This window comes from Denitratisoma sp. agr-D3, assembly GCF_054658675.1.
On the sequence record NZ_BAAGIA010000004.1, the window covers coordinates 104,341 to 120,032 of the forward strand.

Sequence of the window (15,692 nt, forward strand, 5' to 3'; positions counted from 1 at the left end):
GGGCGGCATCATCCGACGCCACTAGCCAACCTTAGCACGATATGGCGGTTTTCTCCAGTTTTTACAGGGGCTTGGCCGTTTTTGCCGGGACTGTGAAAGCGTTTTGACGGCGTCGCCCCATGCTACCATCGCCGGCCCCATGCCCGATTTGAACGACGTTTTCTCCGCCGACGGCCTGCTGGCCACGGCGATTCCCGGTTTCCGCTTGCGTGCCCAGCAACGGGAAATGGCCTTGCGCATCGAGGCCGCCCTCAAGGACAACAAGGTCTTTGTCGCCGAGGCCGGCACGGGTACGGGCAAGACCTACGCCTATCTGGTGCCGGCCCTGCTGTCCGGCGGCAAGATCATCGTTTCCACCGGCACCAAGACCCTCCAGGACCAGCTCTACAACCGCGACCTGCCCATGGTGCGGGATGCCCTCAAGGTGGGTGCCACCATCGCCCTGCTCAAGGGCCGCGCCAATTACGTCTGTCCCTACCACCTGGCCCGGGCCCAGCAGGACGGCCGCCTGCAAAGCCGCGAGGACGTGGCCCATCTGCGCACCATCGCCCGTTTCGCCAAGACCACCCGCAGTGGCGACAAGGCCGAGCTGGCCGCCGTACCCGAGGATTCCCCGGTGTGGAACCTGGCCACCTCCACCCGGGACAACTGCCTGGGTCAGGACTGCCCGGACCTGAAGGATTGCTTTGTCGCCAACGCCCGGCGCGAAGCCCTGACCGCCGACGTGGTGGTGGTCAATCACCATCTCTTTTTTGCCGACGTGATGCTGCGCGACGAAGGCCTGGGCGAGCTGCTGCCGGCCTGCAACGCGGTGATCTTCGATGAAGCGCACCAATTGCCCGAAGTGGCCAGCCTGTTCTTTGGCGAGAGCCTGGGCACTTCCCAGTTGATCGAACTGGCCCGGGACAGCCGTAACGAGGCCCTCGCCGAGGCCAAGGATTACCCGCCCTTGCAGGAAGCCTGCCGTACCCTGGACAAGGCGGCTCGCGATCTGCGCCTGGCGGTGCGGGCCGAGAACGCCCGGCTGCCCTTCGAGCGCGTCGGCAACGACAAGGATTTCAACGATAACCTGATGGGCGTGGCCCAGGCCCTGGCCGGGCTGGCGCGCCACCTGGAGGCCCAGGCGGGCCGCAGCGAGGGCATCGACAACTGCGCCCGGCGCACCGGCGAGATGATGCTGCGCCTCAAGCGTTGGCAGGCGAGTGGGACGGTACCCGCCGGTACCGAGGCGGAGGCCGCCGAGGACGAGGCCTGGGTCAAGTGGATCGAGGTCTACAGCCAGTCCCTGGCCCTCAACATGACGCCCTTGTCGGTGGCGGAGATTTTCCAGCGCCAGCTTGAAGGCCATCCCCGGGCCTGGATCTTCACCAGCGCCACCCTGGCCGTGGGCAGCGATTTCGGCCACTACTGCGGCGAACTGGGCATCACCGACGCCGACACCGGCCAGTGGGGCAGCCCCTTCGACTACGGTAGCAACGGCCTGCTTTATTGCCCCACCGGCATGCCCGAGCCCAACACGCCGGAGTACACCGACGCCGTGGTTGAGACCGCCTGGCCCGCCATCGTGGCCGCCGGCGGGCGGGCCTTCGTGCTGTGCACCTCCCTCAAGGCCATGCGCCGCATCCATGAGTTGCTCAAGGACAAGTTGGAGCGGGCCGCCCTCGACTTTCCCTTGCTGTTGCAGGGCGAAGGTTCCCGCAGCGAGCTGCTGGACCGCTTCCGTCGCCTGGGCAACGCCATCCTCGTCGCCAGCCAGAGCTTCTGGGAGGGCGTGGATGTGCCCGGCGATGCGCTTTCCCTGGTGGTGATCGACAAGCTGCCCTTCGCCCCGCCGGACGATCCGGTGCTGTCGGCCCGGATCGACCACCTGAAGAAGCAGGGCCGCAACGCTTTCTTCGAATACCAATTGCCCCGGGCCGTGATCAGCATGAAGCAGGGCGCCGGTCGCTTGATCCGGGCAGAGACCGATCGGGGCGTGCTGATGATCTGCGACCCGCGCCTGGTGGAAAAACAGTACGGCAAGGCCATCTGGCGCTCCCTGCCGCCCATGAAGCGCACCCGGGACGTGGCCGAGGTGGAAGCGTTCTTCGCCCCGGAGGAGGCCGTCGATGCGGCTGGATAAGTGGCTCTGGGCCGCGCGCTTTTTCAAGACCCGCAGCATGGCCGCCGACGCGGTGGACGGCGGCAAGGTGAAGCTGGGCGGTGTCCATGTCAAGCCGGCCAAAGAGGTGAGGGTGGGCGACCGCCTGCATATCCGGGCCGGGGAGCAGGACTACGAGGTGATGGTGTTGGCCCTCAACGAGCAGCGCCGGCCAGCGCCAGAGGCCAGGCTGATGTATGAAGAGTCGGAAGAAAGCGTGGAGCGACGACGCCAGGCTGCCGAATTGCGTGCACTGGCACCTGCACCCGGGGCCGACAGTAAAGGGCGGCCAACGAAAAGGGATCGTCGCCTGTTGTCAAGACTACGGGGCTGAGGTCATCGGCCGACTAGTGTTTTGCGAGCTGCCGGCGGTAGCTTGGCGAGTTTATGGTTAAACGCGACCCGCGATACTCAATGCTCTTTCCCGTATGCAGTTTTGTGTTCAGGATTTCGACAATGTCCGCCCAGTCAGAATCTTCCAGAATGGCTTCGCTGAGAAAGGCCGATTGGGAGGGCGACCAGAAAGCCGCTTCATCCAAGCGAAGTGCCGATGGCATCGGGCTGTGTTCATGAATAAATCGATCGATGGCTTCTTCATCGCCAGCGCGCCCTAATTGGGCAAACAGGTTGCCCATCGTGATGATTGGTCTCTGCATGGTCGTTTCCTTTGCGATGGGATGGGGAGTGCGGCCTAGTGCTCGGGAAGCCCGGTAGCTTTGTAATAGGCAGGTGAACCGTTGGCCTTGATGAAAATGGCTTTCGCCACGGCCTCGTAAGGCATGAGACCGTCACCTGCGAACTTCTTCTCTGGAGCCGCGGACGTAAGTTCGGTGATGGCGTGACTGATGCTGGATTTCCCCGCCAGCCATGGGGGAATGCGTGTATTGATTCGGAGGGGGCTCAGGGGGGACATGGTGTTTTCCTTGTATTCATTGCTCACAAACCGCAGTTTCGATTCGAGCAGCGGGCATATATGACTCATCATGGACCTCCCAGGCGGAATAGCCAGCAAAATAAAAACATAAGTGCCTTGACTTTCCTGGTAGGCACAATTATCGCTAGTTGACCAGGGTACGGCCGCCCTTGTCGCTTCCACGACAAGTCCCTATTCCTTGCGCTTGATAAGCCAACGACCATGAGCAAAATCGGCATTTTCTTCGGTACTGAAACCGGCACCACCCGTCTGGTAGCCAAGAAGATCCACAAGCAGTTGGGCGACGATATCGCCGATAAGCCGGTCAACGTCAATCGCATCGCCCCGGCGGACATGCTGCATTACGACGTCCTGATCCTGGGCACCCCCAGCTACGGCATCGAGGAAATCCCCGGCAAGACGGCGGGTTGCCTGGAACCCAATTGGGAGGAGTTCCTGGTGCAGATGACCGACGCCGACAAGGCGGCCTTCGCCGGCAAGCGCATCGCCCTGTTTGGCCTGGGGGCCCAGGAACGCTACGCGGACCGCTTTTGCAGTTCCTTGATGCGCCTATACGAAACCTTCAAGGGCTATGGCGCCGAGATCGTGGCCGACGACTGGAGCACCGAGGGCTACACCTATCAGCATTCCGCTGCCGCCGTGGGCGACAAGTTCGTCGGCCTGGTCATCGACCAGCGCACCCAGGGCATGTTCACCGACGAGCGCATCGACGCCTGGCTGGAGAAGGTCAAACCTTTGCTGGTGGAAAAACTGGCCTAGCCTTCTGGGTTTAACCAGTAAGAAAAACAGTGAGTTTTTCTCCGTTGGCTTTGGGGAATTACATACGCGATTTGCAGCATCGTCACGCCAAGTGACTTCCCCTCACCCTATCCCTCTCCCGCAAGGGGAGAGGGGACCTGCTGCCAAGCTTGTGACAAGTACTCTCCCTCTCCCCTTGCGGGAGAGGGCCGGGGTGAGGGGGGATTCAACTCAAGTAAGGGATTCCCTTTTTCTTTGGGGATGCGCCCTAGTTGCGATGGGCCAGCAAACGTCCCGCCACCTGCTGCTTGAAGAAGGGCAGATGGTTGCTCACCCGCAGGGCCAGCTTGCGGGCCAGTTTGGCGGGAGCGCGGTCGTCGGTGAACAGGGTGGCTACCGCGTTGGTGGACAGGAACAGGGGCAGGGTGGCTAGGCGGTGGTTGCGCTCGTAACGGGCGAGGCCTTGGGGATTGGCGATGTCCTGGCCGCTCTTGAGGGCGCCGAGGATTTCCTTGCCCAGGGTTTCCACGCTCAACAGGCCGAAGTTGAAACCGTGGGCGGTCACCGGGTGCATGCCCACGGCGGCATCGCCGGCCAGGGCAAAGCGACGACCGGTGAAACGGTGGGCATAGACGCCCACCAGGGGATAGCCGAAGCGTTCGCTGACCAGTTTCATGGCGCCCAGGCGGTGCTTGAGGCGGCGTTCCATTTCCCGGGCGAAGGCAGTTTCGTCCATGGCCATGTTGTGGGCGTGTTCGTGGCCGGGCAGGGTCATCACCACCGAGGTCACGTTGCCGTTGCAGGGCAGCAGGGCCACGGTCTGGCCGTAGTCAAACCATTCCAGGGCCACGTGGTCGTGGGGCTTTTCGTGTTCCATGCGGCAGACCATCATGGTCCGACCGAAGTCGTGCATGGAGGCACCGATGCCCATCAGGCGGCGGGTTTCCGAGAAGCGGTTGTCGGCGGCCACCACCAGCTTGGCGCTATAGGTTTCGCCGGTGGCGGTGCGCACGCTGGCACTGTCGGCGCCAGTGTCGATGGCGCTGAGGCTGCGTTGGTCGAGCAGGGTGATGTTGGCACAGGCGGCCACACCGTCCCACAGGGTCTGGCGGATGGCGTGGTTGGGAATCAGGAAACCGAGGGGATCGTCGGATTTGGGCGGCGGCGTGAAGTCCAGGCAATAGGCGGCGGAACTGCCATCCTCCACCCGGGCCTTGGCCAGGATGGACACCTCCGGCGCCAGTACGTCGCCCAGGCCGAGGCCCCTGAGCAGCTTCATGGAATGGTGGGTGAGGGCGATTTCCCGGCCATCGAACTTGGGATGGGCGATGTCATCCCGGGACTGGCGCTCGACGATGCCGATCTTGAGGCCAGAGTCCTTGAGGCCCAGGGCCAGGCTCAATCCGGCCGGGCCGGCACCGATGATCAGCAGATCGAAATCCATAGCAAGTCGCTCCCTGGCATTGTGAAAATCCGGCACTGTAGGTGGGGCGGCCAGGGTGCACATTGACCTTGGTCAATAGGTGACGGTAATGGATCCGATTGCCGAATTCATTGCCTTGCCGTAGATCCGCCACTGGTGCGGGTTTTCGCGTGATGATCGACGAAACGCTGGACTTGCGCGGCTTTCACGGGGTGAAGGTCTTTGCTACAGTGACCCACATGGTCGCGGGGGAATTTCCCTGTGCCCATCGACCGACCGGCCAAGGCCAGTCCGTCGGAAAACACCGGGCAGCATCTCGCCGAAACTGGGCGCGAACCCCGGGCTCCCTATCAACGCTCACCATTGATCGCCTTTACGCCGCCATGTCGCTAGAGTTTGTTTCCACCGCGCCCAACTGGTTTTCGCTGCTGCGCGACCATGCCCGGACCCACCGCTTTTCCGCTTTGGGTCTAGGCTTGGGCTTGGCTGCCGTCATCGCCCTGTTGCTGCAAAGCCTGGGTCAGGTGATCGGCGGCACCGCTGCACCGGGGCTGCGCCTGGCGCTGCTGGGGGGCGTGGCCGGCTTTGCCACCACGGCCCTGGGAGCGGTGCCGGCCATGGTCCTGCGCGGCTTGCCGCAGAGGGTCGAGGACAGTCTGCTGGGTTTCGCCGCAGGCATGATGCTGGCGGCCAGCGCCTTCTCCCTGTTGTTGCCCGGCCTGGAGGCCGGTGCCGAGATTCTCGGCAGCAAGGGCGGCGGCGCGGCGGTGGTGGTGCTGGGCATGGCCCTCGGCGTGTTGTTGATGCTGGGCTTGGATGCCTTCATTCCCCACGAACATGAAAAAACTGGCCCTTGCGGTCCCGGCTACGAACGATGCAGTCGCATCTGGCTGTTCGTCTTCGCCATCGCCCTGCATAATCTGCCGGAAGGCATGGCCATCGGTGTCAGTTTTTCCCAGGGCGACATGCGGGTCGGCTTGCCCCTGACCACCGCCATTGCCTTGCAGGACATCCCCGAGGGACTGGCCGTGGCGCTGGCCCTGCGTGGCGCGGGTTTCGCCTCGGGCTTCGCCGTGCTGGTGGCGATCGCCAGCGGCGTGTTGGAACCCGTGGGCGCGTTGTTGGGCGTGGGTTTGTCGAGCGGCTTGGCGGTCGCTTATCCGACGGGGCTGGGCTTGGCGGCGGGGGCCATGTTGTTCGTGGTGTCCCACGAGGTCATCCCGGAAACCCATCGCAACGGCCATCAGACGGTTGCTACCATGAGCCTGATGGCGGGTTTTGCCCTGATGATGGTGTTGGACACCACCCTGGGCTGATTTTTGAAAAGGAGAAGCAAAATGGCAACGAAAAAAACCAAGGTACCAACCATCGACATCGGCATCAGCGCCAAGGACCGGGAACGTATCGTCCAGGGCTTGAACGCCCTGCTGGCGGATAGCTTCTCGCTCTACCTGATGACCCACAACTTCCATTGGAACGTGACAGGGCCCCAGTTCAACAGCCTGCATCAGATGTTCATGGCCCAGTACACCGAGCAATGGAACGCCCTCGACCTGATCGCCGAGCGTATCCGCGCCCTGGGCTATCCCGCTCCCGGCAGCTTCAAGGACTTCCTCAAGCTCACCTCCATCAAGGAAGTCTCCGGCGTGCCCAACGCCGACGACATGGTGCGCCACCTGGTGGCCGCCCAGGAAGCCACGGCCCGCACGGCCCGCAAGCTGTTCGCCGTGGCCGACGCGGCGGACGACCAGCCCACCGCCGACCTGCTGACCCAGCGCCTGGAGATCCACGAAAAAACCGCCTGGATGCTGCGCAGCCTGCTCGAAGGCTGATCCGGTTTCACCGCCGCGACGGGGGAGGGTGCGCAAGCATCCTCCCCCGCGTCGTTTACGTCGCCGCTCGGATTGTCGTGGTGGATTCGGCTACGGCCTGTCGGAATAGGACGCCACCGTTCGGACCGTGAGTGGCGACGCCCCGTGTCCGGGCACCAGGCGTTTCGACAAGCCGATCCTGGGCGTGGTCGCAGTGCCTGGGTAAATGCGCTTATTCCCTCCCTTGCTGCCGACGTGCGGCGCGCTGACAGGGTGCGCCGCCGGGGCGGCATGGTCGTCGTTGAACGATAAATCGCGTCAAGGCACTTCAATAGGAAAGTAGTATTGAGATAATTTTAACAATTGATTTGATCAATCGATGTCGCCTCCCTAAGATGACTCCTGTGTTCAGTCACATCCTTTCAACGACGCAATCAGGAGAAATCGCAAATGGCAACCATCAATTCCGAAGTCAAGCCCTTCACCGCCCAAGCCTTCCACAACGGCAAGTTCATCAGCGTGTCCGACGCCGACCTGAAGGGCAAGTGGTCCGTGGTGTTCTTCTACCCCGCCGACTTCACCTTCGTCTGCCCCACCGAGCTGGGCGATCTGGCGGACAACTACGCTGAGTTCAAGAAGCTGGGCGTGGAAATCTACGGCGTGTCCACCGACACCCACTTCACCCACAAGGCCTGGCACGACACTTCCGACACCATCGGCAAGATCCAATTCCCCATGGTGGGCGACCCCACCGGCACCATCACCCGCAACTTCGGCGTGATGATCGAGGAAGCCGGCCTGGCCGATCGCGGCACCTTCGTCATCGACCCGGCGGGCAAGATCCAGATCATCGAGATCAACGCCGGTGGCGTGGGGCGCGACGCTTCCGAACTGCTGCGCAAGGTGAAGGCCGCCCAATACGTGGCCAACCACCCGGGCGAAGTCTGCCCCGCCAAGTGGAAGGAAGGCGACGCCACCCTGGCCCCCTCCCTGGACCTGGTCGGCAAGATCTAAACCCCAGTCCGTCACACGGTAACCCGCCGCGCCTCCGGGCGCGGCGCGGATTCCAGCGCAAAGCCGCGACGGCATCCGCGGCGCGGCTTTCCAGTGCAATCCGGCAACACGAATGGAGAAAGAAATGCTTGAAGCAAACGTCAAGGCCCAGTTGGGCGCCTATCTCGAAAAATTGCAGCGTCCCATCGAACTGGTGGCGTCCCTCGACAACAGTCCCAAGGCCGAGGAAATGCGCGGCCTGTTGCAGGACATCGTCGCCCTGTCCGACAAGGTGACCCTGCGCGAGGACGGCGCGGCCAGCCTGCGGCCTTCCTTCGCCGTGGCGGTGCCCGGCGAGGCGCCCCGCATCCACTTTGCCGGCATCCCCATGGGCCACGAGTTCACTTCCCTGGTGCTGGCCCTGTTGCAGGTGGGCGGCCATCCGCCCAAGGTGGACGCAGCGGTGATCGAGCAGATCAAGGGGCTGTCTGGCGAGTTCCGCTTCGAGACCTTCATCTCCCTGAGCTGCCATAACTGCCCGGACGTGGTGCAGGCCCTCAACCTGATGGCGGTGCTCAATCCTGGCGTCACCAGCACCATGATCGACGGAGCGATGTTCCAGGACGAAGTGAATCAGCGCCAAATCATGGCCGTGCCCACGGTGTTCCTCAACGGCCAGGAATTCGGCCAGGGCCGCATGACGGTGGAAGAGATCGTCGCCCGGCTCGACAGCGGCGCCGCCGCCAAGGATGCGGAACGGATCAATGCCAAGGACACCTTCGACGTCCTGGTGGTGGGCGGCGGTCCCGCCGGCGCGGCGGCGGCCATCTACGCCGCCCGCAAGGGCATCCGCACCGGCGTCGTGGCCGAGCGTTTCGGCGGCCAGGTGCTGGATACCCTCGCCATCGAGAACTTCATCTCGGTGAAGGAGACCGAAGGACCGAAGCTGGCCATGGCCCTGGAACAGCACGTCAAGGCCTACGACGTGGACGTGATGAACCTGCAACGGGCGGCCAGGCTGCAAGCAGGCGCCGAGGGCGGTCCGGTGGAAATCACCCTGGAAAACGGCGCGGTGCTCAAGAGCAAGAGCGTTATTCTCGCCACCGGCGCCCGCTGGCGCGAAATGAACGTGCCCGGCGAAAAGGAATACAAGGCCAAGGGTGTCTGCTTCTGCCCCCACTGCGACGGTCCCCTGTTCAAGGGCAAGCGGGTGGCGGTGATCGGCGGCGGCAACTCCGGCGTGGAGGCGGCCATCGACCTGGCCGGTATCGTCGCCCACGTCACCCTGCTGGAATTCGACAGCAAGCTGCGGGCCGACGCCGTGTTGCAGAAGAAACTGTACAGCCTGCCCAACGTGACGGTCATCACCGAGGCCCAGACCACCGAGGTGACCGGCGACGGACAGAAGGTGAACGGGCTGTCCTACCAGGATCGCGCCAGCGGCGACGTTAAGCACGTGGCGCTGGAGGGCATCTTCGTCCAGATCGGCCTGCTGCCCAACACCGACTGGCTCAAGGGCGACGTGGCCTTGTCCAACCGGGGCGAGATCGAGATCGACAGCCGGGGCCAGACCTCCGTGCCCGGCGTGTTCGCGGCCGGCGACTGCACCACCGTGCCCTACAAGCAGATCATCATCGCCATGGGGGCCGGGGCGACCGCTTCCCTCGGTGCCTTCGACCACCTGATCCGCAGCTCGGCACCCGCCTGATCGGGCGCGGAGGGAAGGGCTAAGTCCCTTCCATCATTGAGGAATTGCGGGGCGGGATTGCCGATTGGCATCCCGCCCCGCGCCCTTTTTTCATGCCACCCTGTTAAAATTTCTAGAACTTTAGTTATATCAACAGGAGGGGCGATGGACCCATGGCGTGGCATTCCGCTGGCAAGGCGGCTCTTGGGCTGTCTGCTCGTCCTCGGCGCGGCCATCGCCTGGGCGGGGGAGAAGGCGCCCGTGCTGATCGGCCTGGATGCCGAGTTCGGCCACAAGACCAGCACCTCGGCCCAGGCGGTAAAGCAGGGCATGGAAATCGCCATCGACGAAATCAACCGGGCCGGCGGCGTCCTTGGCGGGCGGCCCCTGGTCCTGGTGACCTCGGACAACCGCTCGATCCCGGCCATCGGCGTGGACAACCTGCGGGATATGGCCGCCAAGCCGGACCTGGTGGGCGTGTTCGGCGCCAAGTTCAGCACCGTGGTGATGGAATGGATGCCCGTCGCCCATGAGTTGGGCATGCCGGTGTTCGCGCCCTGGAGTTCCGCTGATCCCATCACCGACCACCAGTACAAGCCCAGCTACAGCTTCCGCCTGTCCCTCAAGGATGCCTGGGCGGCGCCGGCCTTCCTGCGTTTCGCCAAGGAGCAGCGTAAGGCGCGTCAAGTCGGCGTGCTGTTGCCGAACACCAGTTGGGGCCGCAGCAACCAGGCGGCCCTGCACAAGGCCGCCAAGGGCGCGGGCGTCGCCATCGTCGGCGAGCGTTGGTACAACTGGGGCGACAAAAGCCTGATCGGCCTCTATCGCGAATTGCGCCAGACCGGAGCGCAGGCCATCGTGTTCATCGGCAATGAAACGGAAGGGGCGGTGCTGTTCAAGGAAGTGGCCGCCCTGCCGGCGGAGCAGCGGCTTCCCCTCATCAGTCACTGGGGCATCACCGGCGGCAACATCGTCGAATTGGCGGGGGATGCCCTGGCCAAGATCGACCTCGTGGTGGTTCAAACCTACAGCTTCGTCGGCGCCAACCGGCCGGCCGCCAAGCGCGTGATGGCGGCGCTGCGGCGCGACTACGGCATCAACCCGCCGCAACAGGTCACCAGTCCGGTCGGCGTCGCCCATGCCTACGACCTGACCCACCTCCTGGCCCGCGCCGTCAACCAGGCCGGCTCCACCGACCGGGCCAAAATCCGCACGGCCCTGGAGCACCTGGGGCCCTATCAGGGGCTGGTGCGCGATTACGAACAGCCCTTCGCACCGGGGCGGCACGACGCCCTGAGCCCGGCCCAGGTCATCATGGCCCGCTTCGACGAGGGCGGCCATCTGGTGCCCCTTCCCTGGCGGCCGCGCTAAATCATGAAAAAGCCCTCGACCCCCTCGACCCCCTCGACCGACCATCCCCTGCCCAGCGGCGGGCTGGAACAGCGCTTCCGCCGCGCCGCCTTCGGCCTGGCGATGCAGATGGTGGCCCTGCTCGGGGCCGTGATTCTGGTGACCCAGTTCCAGGCCACGCGCGAGAACCTGTCTACGGGCAATGCCACCGCCCTCAAGATCCTGGCGGGGGACATGCGCGCGCGGATCAACCAGCAGACCGACTCCCTGCGCGAACTGAGCGCCAGCCCCCTGGTGTGGACAGCCATTTCCGACACGGTGGGGCGCGAGGCCTATCTGGCGCCTTATTTGCGCAACCTGAACGCGCCGGAGCGAGACTCCTTCCGCGTCGTCCTGCTCGATTATCGCGGCCGGCCCCTTTCCGGCGATGTGTCCCTGCTCACCCGGGGCGGCGACGATCCCCTGATCATGGTGCAGAAAATCCTCGCCAGCGGGCAGCCGGCGTCCCAGTTGGGCGAGGGCGGGGCGCGCCGGCTCCTGATCGGCTTCCCCGTGCGCTATCCCTACGGCGACGAAACCATCGGCGTCCTGCTCGGCGAGCTGGACTTGGCCAGGGAGTTCGCCGGTCGGCACGACGCCATCGAGTCGGGCCTGGGCTACACCGTGTCCATGGACGGCCATGTCCTGTTGCAGATGCCGGCGGAGGCGCCGACCCGCTACGGCGAAGTGTCCGAGGAGGTTTTCCATCCCGCCTTCCCCGCGCTTTACCGCCTGCGCATCGACCTGTACCGCATCGACTCGCCCTGGCTCGGCCTGCTCTGGCCCATGAGCGGCATCTACCTGCTGACGGCGGCCCTACTGGTGTGGATGGTCTGGCGCGCCTCCGGCCTGTTGGCCCGACGTCTGACCCGGCGCCTGACCCGCCTATCTTCCGCCGTGGCCGACATCGACCACCTGTCCGCGCCGTCCATTCCCACCGACGGCGGCAATGACGAGATCGGCCTGTTGTCCTTGGCCCTGCGCCGCACCCTGGACGCCTACGCCGCCCTGACCGGCGAACTGGAAGCCCAGGTCGCCCAGCGCACCCGGGCCCTGTCCGAGAGCGAGGCCCGCTATCGGCAATCCTTCGAGGTGAACACGGCGGTCAAGATCGTGGTGGATCCGGAGTCCGGCGCCATCGTGGACGCCAACCCGGCGGCGGCGGAGTTTTACGGCTACCCCCTGGACTGCCTGCTGACCATGAACATCCGCGACATCAACTGCATGACCAGCGAGGAAGTGCAGGCGGAAATCGAGGACGCCCGCCATAGCCACCGCCAGTACTTCAACTTCCGCCACCGCCTGGCCTCCGGCGAGGTCCGCGACGTGGAGGTGTATTCGGGGCCGGCCCGGGTCGGCGACCGCGACCTGCTGTACTCGGTGATCCACGACATCACCGAGCGGCGCAAGGCCGAGCAGGAGCTGATCCACGCCAAGCTCGCGGCCGAATCCGCCAACATGGCCAAGAGCCAGTTCCTGGCCACCATGTCCCATGAGCTGCGCACCCCCATGAACGGCATCCTCGGCATGGCCCAGCTCCTCATGCTGCCCGGCATCACCGAAAAGGAGCGGCTGGAATACACCCGCACCATCCTCACCTCGGGCGAGACGCTGCTGACGTTGCTCAACGACATCCTCGACCTGTCGAAAATCGAGGCGGGCAAGCTGGAACTGATGCCCGGCGACTTCAACCCGCAGACCCTGATCGAGGAAAGCGTGGCCCTGTTCCAGGAGCCCGCCCAGGGCAAGGGGCTGGAGATCGTCACCCGCTGGCAGGGCGAGGTGGGCCGGCGCTACCGCGCCGATCCCCTGCGCCTGCGGCAAATGCTGTCCAACCTCATCAGCAACGCCATCAAGTTCACACCCACGGGCCGCATCGAGGTCGTGGCCCAGGAGCTGTCGCGCAACGGCATGCAGGCCGTCCTGGGGTTTTCCGTACGGGATAGCGGCATCGGCATTCCCGCCGACAAGCAGCACGTGCTGTTCAAGCCCTTTTCCCAGGTGGATGGCTCCACCACCCGCGAATACGGCGGCACGGGGCTGGGGCTGTCCATCGTCAAGGCCTTGGCGACCATGATGGGCGGCGAGGTCTGGATGGAAAGCGAAGTTGGCGTCGGTTCCTGTTTCGGTTTCCGCCTGTCGGCGGAAGTGCTGCCGGGGCTGGAGCGGGCTCAGCCGGCCCAGGGTGCCGCCGAGGTGTCGCCCTGGGCGGGGGATGCGTCTTTCAAGGTACTGGTCGTCGAGGACAACCGGATCAATCGCGAGGTGATCGAGGCGGCCCTGGAACACCTGGGCATCCGCTACGACTGGGCCGGCAACGGCCAGGCCGCCCTGGAATCCGTGGCCAGCGAGCGGCCCGACCTGGTGCTGATGGACGTGCAGATGCCGGTGATGGATGGCATCACGGCCACCGAGCACATCCGCCGCTGGGAAAACGACACCGGCAACGGCCGCCTGCCCATCGTCGCCCTCACCGCCGGTGCCTTCGCCGACGACAGGGAGCGCTGCCTGGCCGCCGGGATGGACGACTTCCTGCCCAAGCCCATCGACATCAAGCAACTGGCGGCGGTCTTGCAACGCTGGGCCGTCGACTCAGCCCCTAGCCCCTAGTCCCTGGCCACAGCGTGGTTTGCCGTGCTGGGCCTTAGGAAGAGCAACTCACCTCGATGGCCGGTGCATCGGCGGGCGGTGGCGCGGCGTAGTCCTCCCAACCCGGTTTTTCCTCGAAGGGGTCGGCCAGCAGGGCAAGCAGACGCTCAATCTCCGTGGGGTCGCCGGCCTGGGCCTGTTCAATGGCCCGCTGCGCCAGATGGTTGCGCAGTACGTAGCGCGGGTTGACGCGGTTCATGGCGGTAGCCCGGTTCCGGTCCTGGTCTTCGCCGCTTTGGCCCTCGGCACGCAGGCGTTCGCGGTAGGCCAGCAACCATTCATCGAAGGCGGCCATGTCCAGCATCTGATCGCGCAAGCCGGGTGCCTTGGCCTTGGCGTCGTCGCTGCTGACCAGGGCCAGTTGGCGGAAGCTGTCGGTGAAGTCGCAGCGGCTTTGGTGCATCAGGGCCAACAGGTTTTCCACCAGAAGGTTGTCGCCCTCGCGGATTTCCCGCAGCCCCAGCTTGTCGGCCCAGAGGCGGGCCGCCGTCTCCTTGAACACCGTGGCGAAACCCCGGTAGATCTCCCGCGCCATCTCGGCGGCGGCATCCTGGTCCTCCGCCAGCAGGGGCAGGGTGGCCTGGAGCAGGCGCGAGCAGTTCCAATGGGCGATCTGAGGCTGGTTGCCGTAGGCGTAGCGCCCCGTGTCGTCCGAGTGGTTGCAGATGTGGTCCCACTGGAAGGCATCGAGAAAACCGAAGGGGCCGTAGTCGATGGTGAGTCCGAGGATGGAAAAATTGTCGGTGTTCATCACCCCATGGCAAAAGCCCACCGCCTGCCACTGGGCCGCCATGCGGGCGGTACGGGCCACCACCTCGCGCAGCCAGGCGGCGTAGCGCTCCGGCGCGGCGATGTCGAGCAGGTGGGGAAAGTGCGCCGCGATCACGTGGTTGGCCAGGGGCGTCAGGGCGTCGAACTCGCCCCGGTAGTAAAAGAACTCGAAGTGGCCGAAGCGGACGAAGCTGGGCGCCGCGCGGCACACCACGGCGGCGGTTTCCACCGTTTCCCGCAACACCGGCTGGGGCGAAGCCACCAGGCTCAGGCTGCGGGTGGTGGGGATGCCCAGGCCGTGCATGGCCTCGGCGCACAGATATTCGCGGATCGACGAACGCAATACGGCACGGCCATCGGCACCACGGGAATAGGGCGTGCGGCCCGCCCCCTTGAGTTGCAGTTCCCAGCGCTGGCCGTCCTTGTCAGTCAGCTCCGTCAGCATCAGGGCGCGGCCATCGCCCAACTGGCGCACGAACACGCCGAACTGGTGGCCCGCATACACCGAGGCCAGGGGCGCATAGCCGGGCCAAGGGGCGTTGCCGCTCAACAGCCCGGGCAGCGTGTCGGCCGGTAAACCCGCCAGCCCGAGGGCTTCCGCCAGGGGCGGGTTGAGGTGCAGCAACGCCGGCTCGGGCAGGGGCGTGGGCTGCACCGGCTGATGGTAGGGCGCGCCCAGGGCGGCGTAGTGGGGCGAGGGCGGCGGCAGGGCCGAAGCCTCGGCCAGCGCCGGCGCGGTGGAAGTTGTCGGGGGCATGGCAATAGCCTTATGTCGGTGGCCCGTCAGTGCGGGCCTTGCCGGGAGTCTACCGCCGACGGGGGTAGGGTGTGGCTATTGGGGGGATAGGGTGTGCTGACTAGTCTGACTGGTTAATGACTGTTAGCGACCCATTGCTGTCGAACAACCATGCAGGGCACAACGACCGATATCAGTCGAGAAACAGTCGTAGCACTAATTCATACGTCTTGGTCAAAGGCGACACCAGTCATACGCTAGATACAGGTTTCAAAGCCTCACTAAGCGTCAGAGTGACAGCAAAATTAATGCTGCGGCAAAACCGTGCCTTAAGGTGGTCATGAACAGTTCGGAAGTCGTGTTTACCTTTCTGGCATCACTCACTTCATTATATTAAAAGCTGTATTTTTGCTCATTTACA

Annotated in this window: 13 protein-coding genes; 9 read left to right on the plus strand and 4 right to left on the minus strand. The window is 64.6% G+C overall.

Annotated features, from left to right (window positions below):
- Nucleotides 1-139: 139 nt before the first annotated feature.
- Both ACYQ2U_RS12345 and ACYQ2U_RS12350 read left to right on the plus strand, forming a co-directional pair.
- On the plus strand, nucleotides 140-2,122 hold the full coding sequence (locus ACYQ2U_RS12345; protein WP_459950681.1) for an ATP-dependent DNA helicase: 1,983 nt from the start codon (nucleotides 140-142) through the stop codon (nucleotides 2,120-2,122).
- Complete coding sequence (locus tag ACYQ2U_RS12350; RefSeq protein WP_459950682.1) at nucleotides 2,109-2,474, plus strand: RNA-binding S4 domain-containing protein; 366 nt, start codon at nucleotides 2,109-2,111, stop codon at nucleotides 2,472-2,474. Before ACYQ2U_RS12345 ends, ACYQ2U_RS12350 begins: the two co-directional genes overlap by 14 nt.
- A gap of 13 nt (nucleotides 2,475-2,487) precedes the next feature.
- Here ACYQ2U_RS12350 and ACYQ2U_RS12355 read toward each other — a convergent pair whose 3' ends face one another.
- Together ACYQ2U_RS12355 and ACYQ2U_RS12360 are read right to left on the minus strand one after the other, a co-directional pair.
- Nucleotides 2,488-2,796: a DUF2789 family protein gene (locus ACYQ2U_RS12355; RefSeq protein ID WP_459950683.1), complete on the minus strand. Its 309-nt coding sequence runs from the start codon at nucleotides 2,794-2,796 to the stop codon at nucleotides 2,488-2,490.
- A 35-nt stretch (nucleotides 2,797-2,831) separates the two neighbouring features.
- Nucleotides 2,832-3,125: a hypothetical protein gene (locus ACYQ2U_RS12360; RefSeq protein ID WP_459950684.1), complete on the minus strand. Its 294-nt coding sequence runs from the start codon at nucleotides 3,123-3,125 to the stop codon at nucleotides 2,832-2,834.
- A 150-nt stretch (nucleotides 3,126-3,275) separates the two neighbouring features.
- Here ACYQ2U_RS12360 and ACYQ2U_RS12365 point away from each other — a divergent pair, with 150 nt between their 5' ends.
- Nucleotides 3,276-3,833 carry a flavodoxin gene (locus ACYQ2U_RS12365; RefSeq protein WP_459950685.1) on the plus strand — a complete coding sequence of 186 codons (558 nt, stop codon included), beginning with the start codon at nucleotides 3,276-3,278 and terminating at the stop codon, nucleotides 3,831-3,833.
- A gap of 247 nt (nucleotides 3,834-4,080) precedes the next feature.
- On the opposite strand, the gene ubiM is transcribed toward ACYQ2U_RS12365, so the two are convergent.
- Entirely contained in the window at nucleotides 4,081-5,256 is a 1,176-nt protein-coding gene (gene ubiM / locus ACYQ2U_RS12370; protein WP_459950686.1) for a 5-demethoxyubiquinol-8 5-hydroxylase UbiM, read from the minus strand.
- Between the two features lie 362 nt (nucleotides 5,257-5,618).
- Here ubiM and ACYQ2U_RS12375 point away from each other — a divergent pair, with 362 nt between their 5' ends.
- The 6 genes from ACYQ2U_RS12375 to ACYQ2U_RS12400 all read left to right on the plus strand — a co-directional run bounded on the left by ACYQ2U_RS12375 (nucleotide 5,619) and on the right by ACYQ2U_RS12400 (nucleotide 13,725).
- Nucleotides 5,619-6,551 (plus strand): ZIP family metal transporter, encoded by a 933-nt coding sequence (locus ACYQ2U_RS12375; protein WP_459950687.1) that lies wholly within the window; start codon nucleotides 5,619-5,621, stop codon nucleotides 6,549-6,551.
- 51 nt (nucleotides 6,552-6,602) lie between these two features.
- On the plus strand, nucleotides 6,603-7,067 hold the full coding sequence (locus ACYQ2U_RS12380; RefSeq protein ID WP_459950945.1) for a Dps family protein: 465 nt from the start codon (nucleotides 6,603-6,605) through the stop codon (nucleotides 7,065-7,067).
- A gap of 429 nt (nucleotides 7,068-7,496) precedes the next feature.
- Entirely contained in the window at nucleotides 7,497-8,060 is a 564-nt protein-coding gene (gene ahpC / locus ACYQ2U_RS12385; protein ID WP_459950688.1) for an alkyl hydroperoxide reductase subunit C, read from the plus strand.
- Between the two features lie 124 nt (nucleotides 8,061-8,184).
- Entirely contained in the window at nucleotides 8,185-9,747 is a 1,563-nt protein-coding gene (gene ahpF, locus ACYQ2U_RS12390) for an alkyl hydroperoxide reductase subunit F (RefSeq protein WP_459950689.1), read from the plus strand.
- A 144-nt stretch (nucleotides 9,748-9,891) separates the two neighbouring features.
- Nucleotides 9,892-11,097, plus strand: a complete 1,206-nt coding sequence (locus tag ACYQ2U_RS12395) for an ABC transporter substrate-binding protein (protein ID WP_459950690.1) — start codon at nucleotides 9,892-9,894, stop codon at nucleotides 11,095-11,097.
- Nucleotides 11,098-11,100: 3 nt separating this feature from the next.
- Nucleotides 11,101-13,725 carry a PAS domain-containing hybrid sensor histidine kinase/response regulator gene (locus ACYQ2U_RS12400; RefSeq protein WP_459950691.1) on the plus strand — a complete coding sequence of 875 codons (2,625 nt, stop codon included), beginning with the start codon at nucleotides 11,101-11,103 and terminating at the stop codon, nucleotides 13,723-13,725.
- Nucleotides 13,726-13,759: 34 nt separating this feature from the next.
- Here ACYQ2U_RS12400 and ACYQ2U_RS12405 read toward each other — a convergent pair whose 3' ends face one another.
- On the minus strand, nucleotides 13,760-15,292 hold the full coding sequence (locus tag ACYQ2U_RS12405; protein ID WP_459950692.1) for a protein adenylyltransferase SelO: 1,533 nt from the start codon (nucleotides 15,290-15,292) through the stop codon (nucleotides 13,760-13,762).
- Nucleotides 15,293-15,692: the final 400 nt, after the last annotated feature.

Excerpts from the sequence above, each read along its gene's own strand:
- ACYQ2U_RS12345 (WP_459950681.1), top strand. The coding sequence starts at position 140 with ATGCCCGATTTGAACGACGTTTTCTCCGCCGACGGCCTGCTGGCCACG.
- ACYQ2U_RS12350 (WP_459950682.1), top strand. The coding sequence starts at position 2,109 with ATGCGGCTGGATAAGTGGCTCTGGGCCGCGCGCTTTTTCAAGACCCGC.
- ACYQ2U_RS12355 (WP_459950683.1), bottom strand. The coding sequence starts at position 2,796 with ATGCAGAGACCAATCATCACGATGGGCAACCTGTTTGCCCAATTAGGG.
- ACYQ2U_RS12360 (WP_459950684.1), bottom strand. The coding sequence starts at position 3,125 with ATGATGAGTCATATATGCCCGCTGCTCGAATCGAAACTGCGGTTTGTG.
- ACYQ2U_RS12365 (WP_459950685.1), top strand. The coding sequence starts at position 3,276 with ATGAGCAAAATCGGCATTTTCTTCGGTACTGAAACCGGCACCACCCGT.
- ubiM (WP_459950686.1), bottom strand. The coding sequence starts at position 5,256 with ATGGATTTCGATCTGCTGATCATCGGTGCCGGCCCGGCCGGATTGAGC.
- ACYQ2U_RS12375 (WP_459950687.1), top strand. The coding sequence starts at position 5,619 with ATGTCGCTAGAGTTTGTTTCCACCGCGCCCAACTGGTTTTCGCTGCTG.
- ahpC (WP_459950688.1), top strand. The coding sequence starts at position 7,497 with ATGGCAACCATCAATTCCGAAGTCAAGCCCTTCACCGCCCAAGCCTTC.
- ahpF (WP_459950689.1), top strand. The coding sequence starts at position 8,185 with ATGCTTGAAGCAAACGTCAAGGCCCAGTTGGGCGCCTATCTCGAAAAA.
- ACYQ2U_RS12395 (WP_459950690.1), top strand. The coding sequence starts at position 9,892 with ATGGACCCATGGCGTGGCATTCCGCTGGCAAGGCGGCTCTTGGGCTGT.
- ACYQ2U_RS12400 (WP_459950691.1), top strand. The coding sequence starts at position 11,101 with ATGAAAAAGCCCTCGACCCCCTCGACCCCCTCGACCGACCATCCCCTG.
- ACYQ2U_RS12405 (WP_459950692.1), bottom strand. The coding sequence starts at position 15,292 with ATGCCCCCGACAACTTCCACCGCGCCGGCGCTGGCCGAGGCTTCGGCC.